This is a genomic window from Meiothermus sp., assembly GCF_025060375.1.
In the GTDB taxonomy this organism is placed as follows: Bacteria; Deinococcota; Deinococci; order Deinococcales; family Thermaceae; genus Meiothermus.
Window position 1 is genome coordinate 20111 of record NZ_JANXCG010000011.1, and the last position, 17431, is coordinate 37541.

The 17431-nt window shown below is 65.1% G+C and carries 18 protein-coding genes and 1 tRNA gene; 12 read left to right on the plus strand and 7 right to left on the minus strand.

The genetic code is table 11. The features are described from left to right. Nucleotides 1-27: 27 nt before the first annotated feature. The 3 genes from NZ849_RS01260 to lepB form a co-directional block, all read right to left on the minus strand. Nucleotides 28-1281 carry an ATP-dependent protease ATPase subunit HslU gene (locus NZ849_RS01260; protein ID WP_295386690.1) on the minus strand — a complete coding sequence of 418 codons (1254 nt, stop codon included), beginning with the start codon at nucleotides 1279-1281 and terminating at the stop codon, nucleotides 28-30. Between the two features lie 11 nt (nucleotides 1282-1292). Further along, on the minus strand, nucleotides 1293-1841 hold the full coding sequence (gene hslV, locus NZ849_RS01265) for an ATP-dependent protease subunit HslV (protein WP_295386786.1): 549 nt from the start codon (nucleotides 1839-1841) through the stop codon (nucleotides 1293-1295). A gap of 76 nt (nucleotides 1842-1917) precedes the next feature. After that, complete coding sequence (gene lepB, locus NZ849_RS01270; RefSeq protein ID WP_295386693.1) at nucleotides 1918-2706, minus strand: signal peptidase I; 789 nt, start codon at nucleotides 2704-2706, stop codon at nucleotides 1918-1920. Between the two features lie 263 nt (nucleotides 2707-2969). Between lepB and NZ849_RS01275 the strand changes: the two genes are divergently transcribed. Together NZ849_RS01275 and NZ849_RS01280 are read left to right on the plus strand one after the other, a co-directional pair. After that, nucleotides 2970-3782 carry a serine/threonine-protein kinase gene (locus tag NZ849_RS01275; RefSeq protein ID WP_295403214.1) on the plus strand — a complete coding sequence of 271 codons (813 nt, stop codon included), beginning with the start codon at nucleotides 2970-2972 and terminating at the stop codon, nucleotides 3780-3782. Nucleotides 3783-3784: 2 nt separating this feature from the next. Then, the gene (locus NZ849_RS01280) at nucleotides 3785-4633 is read left to right on the plus strand and encodes a metalloenzyme (RefSeq protein WP_295386699.1); all 849 of its coding nucleotides are present in this window, start codon (nucleotides 3785-3787) and stop codon (nucleotides 4631-4633) included. On the opposite strand, the gene NZ849_RS01285 is transcribed toward NZ849_RS01280, so the two are convergent. Continuing rightward, nucleotides 4612-4686, minus strand: a tRNA-Thr gene (locus NZ849_RS01285). The genes NZ849_RS01280 and NZ849_RS01285 overlap by 22 nt on opposite strands. Nucleotides 4687-4735: 49 nt before the next feature. Here NZ849_RS01285 and rph point away from each other — a divergent pair. From rph to NZ849_RS01305, 4 genes are read left to right on the plus strand one after another with little or no spacing between them, the layout of a single operon-like run. Continuing rightward, nucleotides 4736-5467 (plus strand): ribonuclease PH, encoded by a 732-nt coding sequence (gene rph / locus NZ849_RS01290; RefSeq protein ID WP_295386701.1) that lies wholly within the window; start codon nucleotides 4736-4738, stop codon nucleotides 5465-5467. A 10-nt stretch (nucleotides 5468-5477) separates the two neighbouring features. Beyond that, nucleotides 5478-6089 (plus strand): RdgB/HAM1 family non-canonical purine NTP pyrophosphatase, encoded by a 612-nt coding sequence (gene rdgB / locus NZ849_RS01295; RefSeq protein ID WP_295386705.1) that lies wholly within the window; start codon nucleotides 5478-5480, stop codon nucleotides 6087-6089. 47 nt (nucleotides 6090-6136) lie between these two features. Next, nucleotides 6137-6496 (plus strand): plastocyanin/azurin family copper-binding protein, encoded by a 360-nt coding sequence (locus NZ849_RS01300; RefSeq protein ID WP_295386708.1) that lies wholly within the window; start codon nucleotides 6137-6139, stop codon nucleotides 6494-6496. Between the two features lie 37 nt (nucleotides 6497-6533). Then, nucleotides 6534-7235: an SDR family oxidoreductase gene (locus tag NZ849_RS01305; protein ID WP_295386711.1), complete on the plus strand. Its 702-nt coding sequence runs from the start codon at nucleotides 6534-6536 to the stop codon at nucleotides 7233-7235. 236 nt (nucleotides 7236-7471) lie between these two features. On the opposite strand, the gene NZ849_RS01310 is transcribed toward NZ849_RS01305, so the two are convergent. From NZ849_RS01310 to NZ849_RS01320, 3 genes are read right to left on the minus strand one after another with little or no spacing between them, the layout of a single operon-like run. Then, a complete protein-coding gene (locus NZ849_RS01310) occupies nucleotides 7472-8776 on the minus strand; it encodes an ABC transporter substrate-binding protein (protein ID WP_295403217.1) in 1305 nt (434 codons plus the stop codon). Nucleotides 8777-8786: 10 nt separating this feature from the next. Further along, the gene (locus tag NZ849_RS01315) at nucleotides 8787-9611 is read right to left on the minus strand and encodes a carbohydrate ABC transporter permease (RefSeq protein WP_295386717.1); all 825 of its coding nucleotides are present in this window, start codon (nucleotides 9609-9611) and stop codon (nucleotides 8787-8789) included. After that, a complete protein-coding gene (locus NZ849_RS01320; protein ID WP_295386788.1) occupies nucleotides 9604-10419 on the minus strand; it encodes a carbohydrate ABC transporter permease in 816 nt (271 codons plus the stop codon). Before NZ849_RS01320 ends, NZ849_RS01315 begins: the two co-directional genes overlap by 8 nt. Before the next feature lie 286 nt (nucleotides 10420-10705). Here NZ849_RS01320 and NZ849_RS01325 point away from each other — a divergent pair, with 286 nt between their 5' ends. The 6 genes from NZ849_RS01325 to NZ849_RS01350 form a co-directional block, all read left to right on the plus strand. Then, nucleotides 10706-11893 (plus strand): ABC transporter substrate-binding protein, encoded by a 1188-nt coding sequence (locus NZ849_RS01325; protein WP_295386790.1) that lies wholly within the window; start codon nucleotides 10706-10708, stop codon nucleotides 11891-11893. 99 nt (nucleotides 11894-11992) lie between these two features. Continuing rightward, complete coding sequence (locus NZ849_RS01330; protein WP_295386720.1) at nucleotides 11993-12907, plus strand: branched-chain amino acid ABC transporter permease; 915 nt, start codon at nucleotides 11993-11995, stop codon at nucleotides 12905-12907. Nucleotides 12908-12909: 2 nt separating this feature from the next. Continuing rightward, complete coding sequence (locus tag NZ849_RS01335; RefSeq protein WP_295386723.1) at nucleotides 12910-13695, plus strand: ABC transporter ATP-binding protein; 786 nt, start codon at nucleotides 12910-12912, stop codon at nucleotides 13693-13695. A 12-nt stretch (nucleotides 13696-13707) separates the two neighbouring features. Then, nucleotides 13708-14463 (plus strand): ABC transporter ATP-binding protein, encoded by a 756-nt coding sequence (locus tag NZ849_RS01340; protein ID WP_295403219.1) that lies wholly within the window; start codon nucleotides 13708-13710, stop codon nucleotides 14461-14463. After that, entirely contained in the window at nucleotides 14460-16358 is a 1899-nt protein-coding gene (locus tag NZ849_RS01345) for an AMP-binding protein (RefSeq protein WP_295386729.1), read from the plus strand. Before NZ849_RS01340 ends, NZ849_RS01345 begins: the two co-directional genes overlap by 4 nt. 11 nt (nucleotides 16359-16369) lie before the next feature. After that, on the plus strand, nucleotides 16370-17431 hold a 1062-nt coding region (locus tag NZ849_RS01350), incomplete at its 3' end, for a branched-chain amino acid ABC transporter permease (protein WP_295403222.1).

Below are 17431 nucleotides of genomic sequence, written 5' to 3' on the forward strand. Positions count from 1 at the left end.
AAGGACAACCGAAAGCGCCGGGCTGCCTCACAGGATATAGCGCGACAGATCGGGTGAGGCCAGCACGTTCTTGAGCCGAGCTTCCACATACTCCTTGGTGATCTCCACCCGCCCCAAGCAGGTCTGAAATGAAACCTCCTCCAAAACCCGCTCCAAAACGGTGGCCAACCGCCTGGCGCCAATATCTTCCAACTCTTGGTTAGCTTGGTGAGCAAACCGGGCCACCGCCTCGATGGCCTCAGGGGTGAAGTGGAGTTCCGTCTCATCGGCAGCAAGCAGGGCGCTGTACTGCTTGATGAGGGAGTTCTCAGGCTCCAGCAAAATCCGTTCAAACTCCTTGGGGCCTAGCGGCTCGAGCTCCACCCGGATTGGGAAACGCCCCTGGAGCTCCGGAATGAGGTCGGAGGGCTTGGAAACGTGAAAGGCCCCCGCCGCGATGAAGAGCACGTGGTCGGTGGAAAGGGGCCCAAGCCGCGTGGAGACCACCGTACCCTCCACGATAGGCAAAAGGTCGCGCTGTACCCCTTCCCCGGAAACATCTGGCCCACCCACGGCACCCTTGCTGCGGGCAACCTTGTCAATCTCGTCTATGAAAACGATGCCCTCCTCCTGGGCTCGGCGCAGCGCCTCCTGGGAAGCCTCCTCCCTGTCCACCATCCGCTCGGCCTCCTGGTTCTTCAGCACCTCCAACGCCTCGCGCACCCGCATCCGGCGGCGCACCCGGCGCTGGGGCAGCAAGCCCTTGAGCATCTCCTGAAGCCCCTGCATGGACTCACCCCCCAGCATCCCCACCATCGGCAGGCGGGCCTCCTCAGCCACTTCCACCTCCACGTACTGGTCGTGGTAGCGGCCGGTGCGCAGCTCCTGGGGCGATATGCGCAGAAGGGCCGCCACCTGGTCCTCGGCCAGGCTCAGGGCCCGACCCTCCACCTTGGACTTCATCTCCTGCATGACAAGCTGATAGGAGACCTCTGCCAGGTCGCGCACAATGGACTCCACGTCGCGGCCCACATAGCCCACCTCGGTAAACTTGGTGGCCTCCACCTTCAAGAAGGGGGCCCCTGCCAGCCGGGCCAACCGCCGGGCAATCTCGGTCTTGCCCACGCCAGTAGGCCCAATCATCAGGATGTTCTTAGGGGTGACCTCGCGGGCCAGCTCGGGGGGCAGCTTCTTTCGGCGCATCCGGTTGCGCAGGGCCACTGCTACGGCCCGCTTGGCTGCAGACTGCCCCACGATGTGCTTATCAAGTTCGCGGACAATTTCCGCTGGAGTGAGGTTCATACCGCTCCTATTCAGGACGGGGAAGGGTCCCCCAGGCTCAAGACCTGGGTGGGCTGGCCGCTCGTGTAGAGGTCTATCTCACCGGCCAGACGAATCGCCTCACGGGCTATTTCAGGGGCTGAGAGGGTGGAGTGCCGCAGCAGGGCCTTGGCTGCGGCCAGAGCGTAAGGTCCCCCGGAACCCACCGCCACCACCGGCTCGTCAGGGCTCAACACCTCTCCGCTGCCCGAAAGCAGGAGTAGGTTCTCGCGGTCAGCCAGGACGAGCATGGCCTCAAGGTTGCGCAAAACCCGGTCGGTGCGCCAAAGCTTGGCGGTCTCTATGGCCGCCCGCTGCAGGCTACCCTTAGCCTCCTTCAAGGCCCCTTCAAACTTCTCCAGAAGCGTAAGGGCATCCGCCACCGCCCCGGCAAAACCCACCAGGACACCCCCACCAACCTCCAGCCGGCGCACCTTGACCGCCCCTGTCTTGAGAACGGTCTGGCCCAGGGTGACCTGACCATCCCCCGCGATGGCCGTAACCCCGTCCCGCCGCACCGCTACGATGGTGGTTCCGTGCATTTCCACTGCCTCGGAATCTAGCGCCCCACGGTGAAGCCGATATGAGAAGCCCCCAGCCGGGCAGTTTGAGACCCCCTCACCGCTCCAAAGCCCTAAAACCTTCCGGTACCGGCAAGGTCCGGATACGCCCCAGCGGCCACCAGACCGCGTTGGCCCGGCCAGCAATGGCGCTGGTGGGCACCGGACCAAAGGTACGGGAGTCCTCTGAACCGCCAAAGGTGCGGTTATCCCCCATCACGAAGTAGTAGCCTGGCTCGAGCTTGAGGGCACTGGTGAAGCAGTGTTCGCCCAATCGGCTTCTGGCCAGGTCCTCCTCCGAAGGGGGCACCAGCATACGCAGGGTAGGCTTCAGATAGTCGGGCAAAAGCTCTGGAGTAAAGCGCACCTGCTGCTGGGTGATGAGGGCGGTGAGACGGCCATCCCGATAGCAGACCACAGGGTAGCTGTCGGGGTAGGGCTGAAGCGAGGCGGTGATGTGCAGCTCGTTGAGGGGCTGGCCGTTCACGTAGACCACCCCGTCCCTCAGGCTGACCTCATCGCCCGGCAGACCAACAATACGTTTGATGAAAAAGGCCCTGAACTGAAACCCCAAGACCGGAAACTGGGCCACCGCGTTGGGGGTGCCCTCAGGGGGTTTGACGATGGCCACCTCGCCGCGCCGCCACTGCATCAGACCAAACCGCACCAGCCAGGTCTCGTACTTGGGCACAAAAACCCGCTCCCCATTCAGTAGGGTAGGGTTCATGGAGCTGCCCACCACCCCCACCGTGGTAAAGAGAAAAGTGGTGACCAAAAAGGCCAGCAAGAGGGCCTCACCTACCTGGCGGAACCACTCCTTGAAAAGGTACTCAAGAAACCTACTCATCGCAAGGCGTCTCCAGTCCGGCCAATAGCATACCCCAGGGCTACCTCAAATTCCCCTCACGAGCCCGCGGTGGGCCGCACCCTGAGGCTGCACCGACGGTTTCCCCCGAGCGGACCTGGGCCCACCCCCGCAGGATAGGCGAGCGCAGGACTCTGCGGGGAGCTGAGGAGCAAGCCCAGCCGGTTCTGCGCGGTTTGGCCAAGGAACACCCAGCCGGTGAAGATTTCGCAAAAGCCTGAAGAGAGAGCAGGTATAGTGTTGGCGTGGGGCTGGCCGGCATCACCTTGGAGGGCCGCTACAAGGTCATCCGTCCCATCGCTCGGGGCTCATTGGCCACGGTCTACCTGGCCTTCGACATTCACGGCACCCCCTATGCCCTAAAGGTTTTTCCCAAGGGTTTTGAAGGCCGGGCCGAGCGGGAGTGGAGGGTTGGGCAGAAGCTCAAACACCCCCGCATCAACCCCGTGCTGGCCCGCCTCAGCGTGCCCCAGGAGGGCGGCGAGAACCCTGCCGTGCTGCTTGCCTTTGCTCCGGGAAGCCGGTTTTCCGAGTGGCGCAGGGACAACCCGGGCCGGGTGCTGACGGTGTTCCGCCACCTGCTCGAGGCCCTGGCCCACATGCACAGCAAAAACCTTGTGCACCGCGACGTAAAGCCAGAAAACCTAGTGGTAGACGGCACCGGCGACTCCCGGCTGGTGGATTTCGACCTCTCAGGGCCGGTAGGCGAGCGCTTTAGCCAGCGGGTGCGGCTGGGCACCATCGCCTACATCGCTCCAGAGCAGATTCGCGGCCAGTCGCCCACCCCTGCTTCAGACGTCTACTCAGCCGGAATTCTGCTCTACTGGGCGCTCAGCGGCGAACTCCCCTTCACCGGGGAACCAGCTGAGGTCATGCGGGCCCACCTGAGCAACCTCCCCCCTCCGCTGGTGGCCGCCCCTGAAACCGGGCTGGTGGTTACCCAAGAGCTCCAGGCCTACCTGAACCGGCTGGTCGCCAAAGACATCCGTCAGCGCTACCCCGACGCCATAGAAGCCCTGCGGGGCCTCGAGGAGATGGGGCTGGCGTGGGCCATCTAGGCATGCTGGCCTTCCTCTTCGTGGATGGGCTGGGGCTTTCGCGCGACCCTAGAAGCCCGCTCCAACGCCTGGAGCTCCCCACCCTAAAAGCCCTCAGCCAGGGGTTTGGCCCCGAGCCCGCCGACCGGCCCGGGCAGGCCTACCGGGTCTTGGACGCCGGGCTTGGCGTGGAGGGGCTGCCCCAGTCCGGTACCGGCCAAACTACCCTTCTCACCGGCCGCAACGCTGCCCGGATGCTGGGCTTCCACCAGGGCCCCCACCCCCTGCGCAGCCTCCAGGCCCTCCTAGCCCAAGAAAGCCTGCAGGTGTGGGCCCGAAGGCAGGGCCTGAGGGTGCTCCACGCCAATGGCTACCGGCCGGAGTACCTGGAACGGGCGCAGAGGAGCCGCCGCAACCTCCTATCGGCCTTTGGCTACGCAGCCCGCTGCGCTGGGCTCGAGCTGCTCCCAGCAGGCCACCCCCTGGCCTTACCGCCGGCTTTCTGGAACGACCCCAAGGCCGCGGGGCGGCGCTTTGCGGAGCTGGCCCAGGAGCACCACCTGACCATCCTGGAGAACTGGGCCCTAGACTACGCGGCCCACCGGGCCCCGGATGAGCTCGAGGCCCGCTTCAGCGAACTGGACCGCTTTGTGGAGGGTTTCCTCGAGGCTGCCCCAGCGGCCACCCTGGTCATCGCCGCCGACCACGGCAACGCCGAGGAGCCCTGGCACCCCCAGCACACCCGGAACCCCGTGCCCCTTTTGGTGTGTGGGCCTTTGGCCACAACCGTACCACCCATGCGCAGCCTAACCGAACTGGCCCCCTGGGTGCGAGAGCAACTGAAAAATGGTGGAGCCGGTGGTCGGATTTGAACCGACGGCCGCTCGATTACGAATCGAGTGCTCTACCGCTGAGCTACACCGGCATGCCTGCCTATTCTAGCGGTAAAGGGCCCTGTGGTAAAGTCTCGGGCGATGAGGCGCAAGGACGGCCGCTCAGCTCACGAGCTACGCCCCCTCAGGCTGCAGATGGGCTACGTGCAGTACGCGGAGGGCTCGGCCCTGGTCGAGCTGGGCCAGACCCGGGTTCTGGTCAATGTCTCCATCACCGAGGGGGTACCCCGCCACGCTTCCGGCAAGCAAGGCTGGCTGATGGCCGAGTACAACCTGCTGCCCCGCTCCACCCAGGAGCGCAAGGAGCGCGAGCGACAGAAAATCTCAGGGCGCACTGCAGAGATACAGCGTTTTTTGGGGCGGGCCTTCCGGGCCGCTTTGGACCTGAACCTGCTGCCCGGGAAGACAGTGGTGGTGGACGCCGACGTGATCCAAGCCGATGGCGGAACCCGGGTGGCCTCGCTCCTAGGCGGCTACGCGGCGTTGCACATGGCGCTGGACCGGCTGGTGCGGCAGGGAAAGCTGGATGAGTGGCCCCTAACCGAGTTTGCCGCGGTGAGCGTGGGCTGGATGGGGGACGGCAGTCTGCTCCTTGACCTCACCCGGCTCGAGGACGAAAACGCCTGGGCCGACCTTACCGTGGTGGCCACCCAAAGCGGGGACATCATCGAGCTGAACGGTGCAGGCGAGGGCCGGCCGGTGCCCCGCTCCACCTACCAGGCCATGCTCGAGCTGGGCCTGGAGCGGATCCCCGAGCTGGTGCGGCGGGTCCATGCCCAGCTCAACCCCACCCCTGAGGGGCGGAGCCGCTAAGATGGGGAAGATGCGTTTGCTCATCGCAACCTCGAACCCAGGCAAGTTCCGCGAGCTCAAAGAGGGGCTGGCCCCCTTAGGGTGGACGCTTTTCTCCCTGCTGGACTATCCCTTCAAAATGCCCCCAGAGGAAGGGGCTACCTTTGAGGACAACGCGGTGCTGAAAGCGGCCTACGCCGCCAGGCAAAGCGGCCTGCCTACCCTAGCCGACGACTCGGGCCTCGAGGTGGCCGCCTTGGGGGGTGAGCCTGGGGTCTACTCAGCCCGTTACGGCAACAAGGCGACCGATCTGGAGCGGAACGTGTACCTGCTCGAGCGCCTCAAGGGGGTGCCCCCAGGAGAGCGCAAGGCCCGGTTCGTGGCGGTCCTGGTCATCGCCTACCCCGACGGCTACATGGAGCTCTACCGCGGGGAAACCGAAGGGGAAATCCTGGAAGCCCCGCGCGGTGAGTGGGGCTTCGGCTACGACCCCCTTTTCTGGGTGCCCGAAGCGGGCAAAACCTTCGCCGAGATGACCCTGGAGGAGAAAGCCAGCTACTCCCACCGGGGCAAGGCCCTGAGGGCCCTCGTGGAGGCCCACCGCCTGGGCCTGGCCCGCAAAGAGCAACCCTTGCAGGAGTAAAGAAAGGCTAAAAAGCCCCATTAAGGCTTCGGGTTTATGCTGAGGCCATGCGTGTGTGGAGCATTCTCGGCCTAGCCCTGCTGGCCGTCGGCTGCAGCCCCAACAGCGGGCTCGAGCCCCGTGCCTGCCAGGTGGTGCAGATGGTGGGCCCCACCCAGCCCTTCCAGCCCGCCCAGGTAACCCTGCGAAAGGGAGGCTGCATCGAGTTCGTCAACGCCGACCAAGGGCCGCACGACGCGGTCTCAGCCCCGGGCACATCCTCGGCGCTCCAGTTTGGCACCCGCCGCCTTGCGCCAGGAGAGCGGCAGAAGGTGGTCTTCAACCTGGCAGGGGAGATAGAGTACATCTGCTCGGTAGACGGGCACGCCCAGCTCGGCATGCGGGGGAAAATCATCGTCCAGCCCTGAGTTGCGTCCGCCCGCCCCTTCGGGGCATCATGGGGGCATGTCGCGTTTGCGTGGAAGGGTAGCCTTGGTCACCGGGGCTTCCTCCGGGATCGGCCTGGAGATAGCCCGCCAGCTCATAGCCCATGGGGTGAAGGTAGGCCTCCTGGCCCGTAGCCAGGAAAAGCTGACCCAGCTGGCAGCAGAGCTGGGCAACAGCCTGGCCCTGCCCGCCGATGTCACCCGCTACGAGGAGGTGGAGCGGGCGGTGGCCCGGCTCGAGGCCCACTTCGGGGGACTGGACTACCTCATCAACAACGCCGGCATCGGCATCTTCAAGCCTGTTCACGAGCTAAGCCCCCAGGAGTGGCGGCAGGTAATCGACACCAACCTCACCGGCCCCTTCTACGCCACCAAAGCGGCCGTACCGGCCATGCTCCGCAGCGGCGGCGGCCACATCGTCAACATCGGCTCCATGGCCGGCAAAAACGCCTTTGCCGGAGGGGCCGCCTACAACGCCAGCAAGTTCGGCCTGCTGGGCTTCTCCGAAGCCGCCCTAATTGACCTGCGCTACCACGGCATCCGGGTCAGCAGCGTCCTACCAGGCTCAGTGGACACGCCCTTTGCGGGAAACCCCACTGGGGCCGCTTGGAAAATCCAGCCCGAGGACGTAGCCCAGGCAGTTCTATACCTGTTGCAAAGCGACCCCCGCATCACCGTGAGCGAGGTGGATATCCGGCCCAGCCAGCCGCCGCGCGGATAACCCCTGGTCATCCGCCTGGCCCTAACCGCAGGCCACCCCTCGACAGGGGGCCGCACACGGGTCGGAATTCGTCGGGTGGCCCCCAGGGACCGCCACGAACCTCCCGAGATGCCCCTACCCCAACACCCCGAGGGCAGCCGTCAACCCGCGTCGTCAAGTTGCTGAAGCAACGGCCAGCTGAAGCCAGCAAAAGGGCGCCGTGGGGCCTCTACGCCCCACGGCCGCCTGAAAATCGGTTACTGCCTCACGCTGGCATTGTAGCGGGCGAGTACCTGGTCGGCCCGCTGCTTGGCCTCGTCCAGGGCCTGCTTGGCTGGCTTGCCGCGGATGGCCTCCTCGATGGCCGACTGCACGATCTGGCGGATCTCGGTGAAGCCCCCCATCAGGCAGCCCGCTGAGGCGGTGTTGACCTTGGAGGTCTCGAGCTGGCGCAGGGCGGTGGTGTAGTTAGGCTGGCGCACGTAGGCCTGGCGTACACTGGGCAGCTCCACCACCCCCTTCACCACCGGGAAGTAGCCGGTGCCAATAATCCACTTGGCCTGGGTCTCAGGGCGCAGCAGGTAGCGGATGAACTCCCAGGCGGCCTGGGTCTCGGCCTCGCTGAAGCCGCGCAGCAAGTAGACCGCAGCGCCCCCGATGGCGGTGCCGTTGCGCTCGTTCAGATAGGGGTAGAAGGCTGTGCGCAGCGGGAAGCGACCGCCAATCTGGCGCAGCACCCCGGTCAGCGAAGCGGTGGAGTAGATGGCGATGGCCGCATTGCCCTGGGCGAAGAGGCTCTGGCTATCGGCCCAGTTGCGACCGGTGTTGGCCGCCACCCCCTCGCGCACCAGCCTGGCCCAGGTGTCCACGAAGGCCACCGCCGCCGGGTTGTTGAAGGTGACCTCGGTGGCCCGGGCCTTGCGCCCGTTCTCGTTGTTGCAGAAGAACTGGCCCGAGTTGTAGCTGAACTGCTCCACGAACCAGCTGTCAATCGGGATGGTCAGGCCAAAACGGGTGGTCCTGCCCGAGGCGTCCTTGATGGTGAGCTTGCGGGCGGCCTCCTCCAGGTCGGCCAGGCTCCAGGTGTTGCGGTAGGGGATGCCGGCCTGCTCCAAGGCCTGGGCGTTGAAGTAGAGGATGGGGTTGGAGCTGTTGAAGGCCAGGCCGTAGAGCTTGCCGTCCACGGTGTAGTAGTTGCGCGGCTGGGGCACGAACTGGGAGAGGTCAAAGTTGTTAGCCCGGGCCAGGTCTTCCAGCGGCAGCACCGCCCCCGAGTCGGCCATGAAGCGGGCCCCGATGTCGTAGACCTGGATCACGTGGGGCCGCCCCTGGCCCCCGGCCTGAAGCGCCGCGCGCAGCTTGTTGAGGCCGTCGTCGTAGGAGCCCACGAACTGGCTCCGCACAGTGATGCGGTTCTGGGCGGCGTTGAAGTCCTTGACCAAAGCCTCGGTGGCCTCGCCCAGCACCCCGCCCATGGAGTGCCAGAAGTCGATGGTCACCCGTTGCTGGGCCAGAGAAAGGCTACTCAGGGCCAGCGCCAACAGCACAAAGGTTCGCCTCATGTTTGCCTCCTTATCCCTTTAGCCCACCCAGGGCAATTCCCCGAATGAAGAACCGCTGGGCGAGCAGAAAGGCGATGAGAGTGGGCAGCAAGACCAGGATGGCCGTCGCCGCCACCACGTTCCAGGCCGTAACCTCCACGTTTTGCACCTGGGCCACCGCGATCTGTGCGGTCATCATCTCGCTTCGGTTAATGGTGACCAAGGGCCAGAGGTACATGTTCCACGAGCCCAGAAAGGTGAGGGCAGCCAGGGCCCCCAGGGCGGGGGCGGAAAGCGGGAGAGCTACATGCCAGAGCATCCGCAGGTGCCCTGCCCCGTCAATGCGGGCGGCATCGAAGAGGTCTTGCGGCAGGCTCTTGATGAACTGGCGCAGCAGGAACACCCCGAGCGGCGAGGCAACGAAGGGCACAATAAGGGCGGTGTAGGTGTTGAGCCAGCCGAAGCCCTGCACCAGCAGGTACAAGGGCAGGAAGGTCACCTCCCCGGGGATGAGGAGCAGGGCCACCACGAAGCCGAAAAGCAGGCCCTGGCCGGGGAAGGGGATGCGGGCCAGGGCGTAGCCCATGGTGGCCGAGACCAGGATGACCCCCAGGGTGGTGGCAAGGGCCACCACAGCGCTGTTGAAGAGGTAGCGGGCCAAGGGGTACTTCTGCAGGGCCTCCAGGTAGGGCTCCAGGGTGGGGTTGGCCGGCCAGAAGCCCGGGGCGAAAAGCTCGCCGTCGCTTTTGAAGCTGGCCGCAAACAGGTTCAGCAGGGGCAAGACCAGCAGGAAGGCATAGACCGAAAGCCCCAGGTAAAAGAGGAACCGCGCCAGCCAGCGGGGCAGGCTAACCATAGTGCACCCTCCTACCGAAAAAGCGGAACTGCAGGGCCGCCAGCAACAGAAGCACCAGGAAGAGGGCCACCGCCTGGGCCGAGGCGTAGTAGAAGCGGAAGTTGAAGAAGGCGTCCTGGTAGACCCGGTAAATCCAAACCATGGTGCTCTCCATAGGCCCCCCACGGGTCAGCAGGTGAATCTGGCCGAAGGCGGTGAGGCTGGAGAGCAGGATCAGAAGGGCCACCAGGAACAAAGTGGGCGACAACAGCGGCAGGGTGATGCGCCAAAACTGCGTCCAGCTCCCCGCCCCGTCAATACGGGCGGCCTCGTAGAGCTCCTCAGGAATCTGCTGCAGGCCGGCGGTGAGGAGGATGGCTGTGAAACCCACCCCAGCCCAGGCGGTCACCACGGCCAGGGTGGGCAGAGCCAGCTCGGGGCTGGTGAGCCAGGGCTGGCGGGGAAGCCCAATGGCCTCGAGCGCACGGTTCAGGGTGCCCCCCACCGGGTGCAGGAACCAGCCCCAGGCCACCGCCGCCACCGCCGTAGGCACCGCGGTGGTGAGGAAGAAGAGGGTACGGAAGAGGTTCACCCCCGGAAAGGGGCGGGCCACCATCAGCGCGGCCACCAGCCCCAAGACGAGTTGCACCGGCGCCACGATGGCAGCAAACACAAAGGTGGCCCCCACCGAGCGCCAGAAGGCGGGGTCGCGGAACATCTCGGCGTAGTTGGCCAGCCCCACCCACTCCCGGCTGGTGCCCAGCAGGTTCTCGCGGTGAAAGGAAAGCCAGAAGGCGTTCAGGGTGGGCCACACGATGAAAAGGAGCATCAGGGCAACCCCCGGAACCACCAGCAGGAAGGCCTCAAGGCCCTCCCCTCCTCTGAAGCGGGTCTGGGGTTTGGCTCTGGTCCAGGGGGTTTCTCGTCGCTCTACCGACACGTTGACTCCTCGCCTCACAGAGGATTCCGTGAGTTCGTCAGCGAAGTTTCAGAACTCCCTTGACCCCTAGCTGACCTGGGGGCTCCCCTCCTGGGTACTTAGACCAGGTACACAAATTTGGACCGGTCATGTATTCTAGTCTCACCACAAAACCTAAAGGAGGACGCCTATGAAGATGACCCGTCGGCAACTACTCAAAGCAGGTGTAGCTGCATCCACCGTGTACAGCCCCTGGATGATTGCCCGGGCCCAGGCCCGCCCAGTAAAGCTGGCCGCGATTCTCCCCCTTACCGGGGCCTTCGCATTTGCTGGAAACGCAGCTTTGGAAGCTTTTAGGGACTTCACCGACCGGGTTAACGACAGCGGGGGCATAGGGGGGCGGCGGCTCGAGCTCATCGTGGAGGACGATGGCTACGATGTGGCCCGGGGCACTGCGGCTTTCAACCGCATCGTACAGCGGGAGAGCGCTGACGAACTGGTCTTCGTCTACGGGAACTCCACGGGCCTTTCCAAGGCGCTGGCCCCCGAGATCACCCGGCTCCGCCTGCCCTACACCGCCACCTCCTTCTCCAACGAGCTGGCCGACCCCAACACCTACCCCACCATCTTCGTCTTCGGTCCCACCTACAACGACATGGCCGGGGCGCTCTTGCAGCAAATCCGCCTGCAACGGGGCCGCGGGGCAAAGATATTCCTCTGCTACTCCAACTCCGAGTTTGGCCGCGACCCCATTCCCTTCATCAAGGAGCGCGCGGCCCGCTTGGGCTTCCAAATCGTAGGCGAGGAAATCACCCCGCTGGCCATTGCCGACGCCACCCCCATCGTGACCAAGCTGCGCCAGACCCAGCCCGACTTCGTGATTCTCCAGGGTTACGTGCTCACCGTGGAGCCCATTCTGGTCCGGGCCGCGCGGGAGCAGGGGGTGCGAGCCACCTTCATGGGAACTTACTACTCGGCAGAGCTAGCCCTAATGCAGCGGGCAGGCGCTGCGGCAGACGGCTTCATCGTAACCTACCACAACGCCTACTACTACGATGCAACAGTACCAGCCGTAGAGCAAATTCGAGCCCTGCGTCGGGCCAAAGGGCGTGACCTTTCCTACCGCACCACCTACTACATGGGTTCCTGGATGGCAATGGACGTGATCACCGAGGCCATGCGCCGCGCCCAAGCCGCCGGCAAGCTCACCCGTCCGGGCATGATCGAGGCGCTGGAGAGCTTGGGTGACTACAACGCGGGCGGTCAAGCCCGCAACCTGCGCTGGGTGAACCACCGCCTACCCTTCACCAAGCTGTACCGGGCCAACGTGCGCGATGGCCGCTTTGACGCCATCAGCGACTGGATTGACGGCACCAGGGTCTGAGCGGCCAACCCGCCACTCCCCAACCCGGGGGCTCAGCCACCTCGAGCCCGGGGCCAACCATACCCCCGTGAGCTGCCCCCGGGAAACACCTGAAACGACATGGACCTCGCCCTTAACCTACAAACTGCCCTAAACGGCTTAGCGAACGGGGCCCTTTACGCGGTCATCGCGGCGGGTTTCGTGCTGGTCTACCGCGCGACCAGCGTGGTCAACTTCGCCATCGCTGAATTCCTGCTGATAGGGGCCTACCTCACCTACACCTTTTCCCTTTTCCTCCCCCTCCTGCCCGCCATCCTCCTGGCCCTGCCCCTAGCCTTCGCCTTCGGGGTGCTGGTCGAACGGGTCTTTGTGCGGCCCCTGCTGGGGCGCAACGTGGTGGCGGTGATCATGGCCACCATTGGCCTAGCCTCAGCCCTGGACGGCGCCACCCTGCTCATCTGGGGCCCCGACCAGAAAGCCATGGGCACCGCGGACGCCTTTCAACTTCCCAAGGAAGTGCCCAACCTGGCCCTCAGGCTGGGGGAGGTTTTCCTCTCCTCCAAGGCGGTCTGGAGCCTAATTCTGGCACTTCCCCTGGCCTTGCTGCTCATCGCCATGCTCAAATACAGCCGCTACGGCATCCTGCTGCGGGCCATCTCTGAAAGCGAGACCGCGGCCCTTGCCCTGGGCATCAACGCCCCTCGAGTGGTGGCGGTAGCCTGGGGTATATCGGCGCTGATGGCTACAGTCGGCGGCGCTTTTCTGGCTGGGGCAGCCGGCGGTGGAGGGCCGGGGCACCACCTAATCCTGCTGGGGCTGGTGGTCTTCCCAGTGGCCATTTTGGGGGGTTTTGACTCGGTACCCGGGGCGGTGGTGGCGGGCCTTCTGATCGGGCTCATCGAGGCCTTTTCCCAGCTCTACCTAGAGTCCCTGCTCCCCGGTATAACCCAGGCCATTCCCTTCTTGATCGTTTTGCTGGTGCTGCTGTTCCGGCCGTACGGCCTTTTTGGACAGCACCGCATCGAGCGGGTGTGATTATGGCGGAAATTCAGGTGGAGAACCTAAAGGTGGTCTACCGGGGGGTCATTCTGGCGCTGCAAGGCGTGAGCCTACGGGCTGGAGCAGGCGAGGCGGTGGCCCTCCTGGGACCCAACGGGGCGGGAAAAAGCACCCTGGTCCGCTCCCTGGCGGGGCTCCTACCCCAGTACGATGGGCGGGTCCTAGACGGCCGCATCCTCCTGAACGGCCAAGAGAGCCACCACCTACCGGCTCTGAAGGTAGCCTCGCTGGGGCTTACCGCCATCCTGGAGGGCCGGCCCATCTTCCGCTACCTAACCGTGGTGGAGAACCTACGCGCCGCCGGGCACAAGCTACCTCCAGAGCGGCAAAAGGCGATAACTGAGGAGATTTTCACCCGCTTTCCCCGGCTCTACGAGCGCCGTTTTGAGCAGGGCGGCTACCTTTCGGGGGGAGAGCAACAAATGCTGCTGTTGGGTATGGCCCTCCTGACCGAGCCCAAAATCCTGGTAGTGGACGAGCCCAGCCTGGGGCTCTCGCCCAAGCTCACCGAGGAAGTGATGCGGGTGCTGGACGAGCTCCGACGGGATAAGGGGCTGACCCTGTTGCTCGTAGAACAGAACGCTAAAGCGGCTTTTTCCATCGTGGAGCGGGTCTACGTTATGGAGCAGGGTCGGATCGTTTTTGAGGGCACCTCACAAGAAGCCCAGGCCGACGCAGACGTGATGGAGTTCTACCTGGGCGGAGCTGCAGCGGGGGGCTTTGCAGAGGCCAAGCGCTACCGCAGGAGAAAACGGTGGGTCTAGAGGAGGTGAGCGTTGTCTAAGGTACTCCTAGAAGCCCAGGACCTCCACCTCTCCTTCCGAGGGGTGAAAGCCCTGGTCGGGGTAAGCTTCAGCGTTTCGGAAGGGGACCTGTTCGCGGTAATCGGTCCCAACGGAGCGGGCAAAACCAGCCTTCTGAACGTGCTTTCGGGCCTCTACAAGCCCCAGCGGGGCCGGGTGAGCTTCCTGGGGGAAGACCTGGCTACCCTGAGCCCTCAGGAGCGGGTGCGGCGGGGGCTGGGGCGCACTTTTCAAAACCTCGAGCTCTTCCGAGGCATGACCGTGCTGGACAACGTCAAGCTGGGGGCAGAGCTGGCGGTGGGAACCTACACCGACCTGCTGCCCAAAGCCTCGGTGGAATGGAGGATTCGCCGCCACGCTGAGGAGGTGCTCGACTACCTGCACCTCTCCCCCTACCGCCACGCACCCGCAGGTGCCCTACCCTACGGCCTACAAAAACGGGTGGAGGTGGCCCGGGCCCTGGCGGGGCGGCCCAAACTCCTCCTGCTGGACGAGCCTATGGCTGGCCTGAGCCTTGAGGAGAAGCAAGACCTGGCTCGCTTCCTCCTCGACGCAAGGCGCGAATGGGGGGTCACCCTGGTCCTGGTGGAGCACGACCTGAAAGCGGTGCTGGAGCTCTCCACCAGGGTGATGGTGATGTCCTACGGCGAGGTCCTCTACCAAGGCGAGCCCGCTGGGGTACGGGAGGACAGGCGGGTGGCCGAGGCCTACCTGGGGAGGTCGGCGTGAAAACCCTCCTTGACTACCTGGCCCACCACGCCGAGGTCCACCCTAGGGCCCCGGCCATGCGGGTCAAGCGCTACGGGGTATGGGAGACCACCTCCTGGGCCCACCTGCAAGAGAAGGTAGAGCACCTGGCGGGAGGGCTTTTGGAGCTCGGCCTGGAGCCTGGAGGGGTTTTGGCCATCCTCGGGCAGAACGCCCCTGAGTGGGTAGAAGCCGAGCTGGCCGCCCAAACCCTGGGGGTTATGCCGATGGGCATCTACGCGGATGCCATGCCCGAAGAGGTGGGCTACTTCATAGAGTTTTCGGAGTGCCAGGGGGTGGTGGTCTCCGATGAGGAGCAGCTCGACAAGGTGCTGCCCCATCTAGACCGGCTGCGCTTCGTTCTGGTCTGGGAGGAGGCCGGAATGAGCCGGTACTGGGGCGAAAAGGTGCGCCCCTTCAGCAGCGCCTTAGGCCGAGGTCCACACCACCGCGCCCAGGTGGAAGCGGCCAGGGCCCAGGTGGGACCCGACACCGTAGCCCTCCTGGCCCCCACCTCTGGAACCACCGCCCGCAGCAAACTGGCCATGCTCACCCATGCCCAGCTCATCGCTGGTGCCGAGGCCGGGCGGGCCACCATAAGTATCCGCGGGGGGGAGTGGGTCTTCTCCTACCTGCCCTTGCCCTGGATCGGCGAACAAATGCTCACCGTGGTCCGCAGCCTCACCGACGGCACGGTGGTCCACTTCCCTGAAGACCCTGTCACCCTGCGGGAGGACGTGAAGGAGGTCCAGCCCGACTTCTACCTGGCCCCTGCCCGGCTCTGGGAGGACGCCGCGGCCCTGGTGCGAAGCCGGATGGCGGACGCGGATGGTCTCAAAAGGGCAGTTTACCGTTGGGGGATGGGGGTACTTCTGGAGTGCGCCCAACGGGAGTTCCGCAAGGAGCCAATTGGTTTCGGCCTGAATCTGGCCCGATCCCTGGCCTACCCATTGGTGGCCAGGCCCATCCGGGCCCGGCTGGGCCTGGCGGCCTGCCGCATCGCCGCCACCGGCGGAGCCCCTTTGGGCCCCGAGGTCTTCACCTTCTTCCGCGCCCTGGGGGTGGACATCCGCCAAGTCTACGGCCAGTCCGAGACCGCGGCCACCACCGTGGCCCATCTCCCAGGGGATACCCCTCCCGAAACGGTGGGCAAACCTCTGCCCAATACCCAGGTGCGCATCGCCCCAGACGGTGAGATACAGGTCAAAGGACCCCAGGTCTTTGCAGGCTACTTCAAAAACGAGGCCGCCACCCGGGAAAGCTTCACCGAGGATGGCTGGTTCCGCACCGGGGATGCGGGCTTCTTCAACGAGAACGGCCACCTCATCCTGCTAGGGCGGCTTAAGGAGGTAGGCGCCCTGGCCGACGGCACCCGCTTTGCACCCCAGTTCCTGGAAAACCGCCTCAAGTACTCGCCCTACATCCGTGAAGCGGTGGTCATCGGCCATGGTCGGCCCTTCGTCACCGCCCTCATCGAACTTGACCCAGAGAACACCCAAAACTGGGCGCGCAAGCGGGGCATCGTCTTCACCACCTACCAAAGCCTGGCCGCCCACCCCGAGGTCTACGCCCTCATCGCCCAGGAGCTGGGCATGGCCTGCGCCAGCCTGCCTGAGGAGCTGAGGGTACGCCGATTTGCCGTTTTACCCAAGGAGCTCCACGCCGACGACGAAGAGGTCACCCGCACCCGAAAGGTCAAGCGGGGCACGGTGGAGGCCCGCTACGCAGAGCTTCTGCGGGCCCTCTACGACGGCTCCACGCAGGTGCGCCTCACCCTACCCATCCGCTACCTGGAGGGGCAGGGCACACTCGAGGCGGAGGTTCGCATTGCCGACGTGGGCCCACCCGTGGGCTCCCAGCCAAAGGTAGGCGCATAGGAGGCACCGGAATGTACCGCCTAAGCCAGACCCTCACCGACGCCTTCAGCCGGCGCTTCTCCCGAACCGTTCGGGAAGACTACCGCCAGGACGAGGCCTATGCCAGCACCCCCCAGGGGCGCTTCTGGCTGGGCTTCGCGCTGGTGGGCCTGCTGCTCCTCCCCCTGCTTCTGCCCCAGTACCCCATGTTCGTGGTCACCCAGATTCTGGTAGCCGCTCTGGCGGGGCTGGGGCTACACCTGTTGGTGGGTGGAGCCGGCCAGATTTCCCTTGGTCAGGCCGCCTTTGTAGGCATCGGGGCCTACATCTCGAGCCATCTCTCAGGCAACCTCATGCCCCTGGGCATCCTGCTGGGGGGGCTGGTGGCCGGGGCGATTGGGGTGGTGCTGGGAATTCCCTCCTTGCGCATCAAGGGGGTCTACCTGGCCATCGCCACCCTGGCCTTCCAGTTCCTTGCCGATTACGTCTTCAAGCGCTGGACAGAGTTCACCGGCGGCGTGGCGGGCCGCAAGCTACCCGCCGAGGCTACCTTTCTGGGGCTTCCCCTGGCCGACGACCGGGTGGTCTTCTACATCGGCCTGGCCTTTGCAGTGCCCATGTTCTTCTACGCCAAGCGCCTGCTCTCCACCCGAGCCGGGCGGGCCTGGTTTGCGGTGCGGGACAACGACCTGTCGGCCCAGCTCTCTGGGGTGGACCTGGTCCGCTCTAAGCTCACCGCCTTCGCCCTGTCGGCCTTCTACGGTGGGGTGGCCGGTGGAATCCTCATGCACCTGCTGGGCGCGGTCACGCCGGACAACTTTGTGCTGGCCTTCAGCATCCAGTACCTGGCCATCGTCATCGTGGGGGGAGCCGGAACGGTTCTAGGAGCGGTGCTGGGGGCCTTCTTCATCGTGCTCATTCCAGAGCTCCTAAGCGTGGTGGCAGGGGCCTTTGGCCCGCAGTACGTGGCCCAGCTTTCGGCCTGGCGCAGTGTGGCCTTTGGGGCGCTCATCCTCCTCTTCCTGATTCTGGAGCCCCGCGGCCTGGTAGGGCTCTGGGGCCGCATCCGCGACTACTTCCGCACCTGGCCCCTG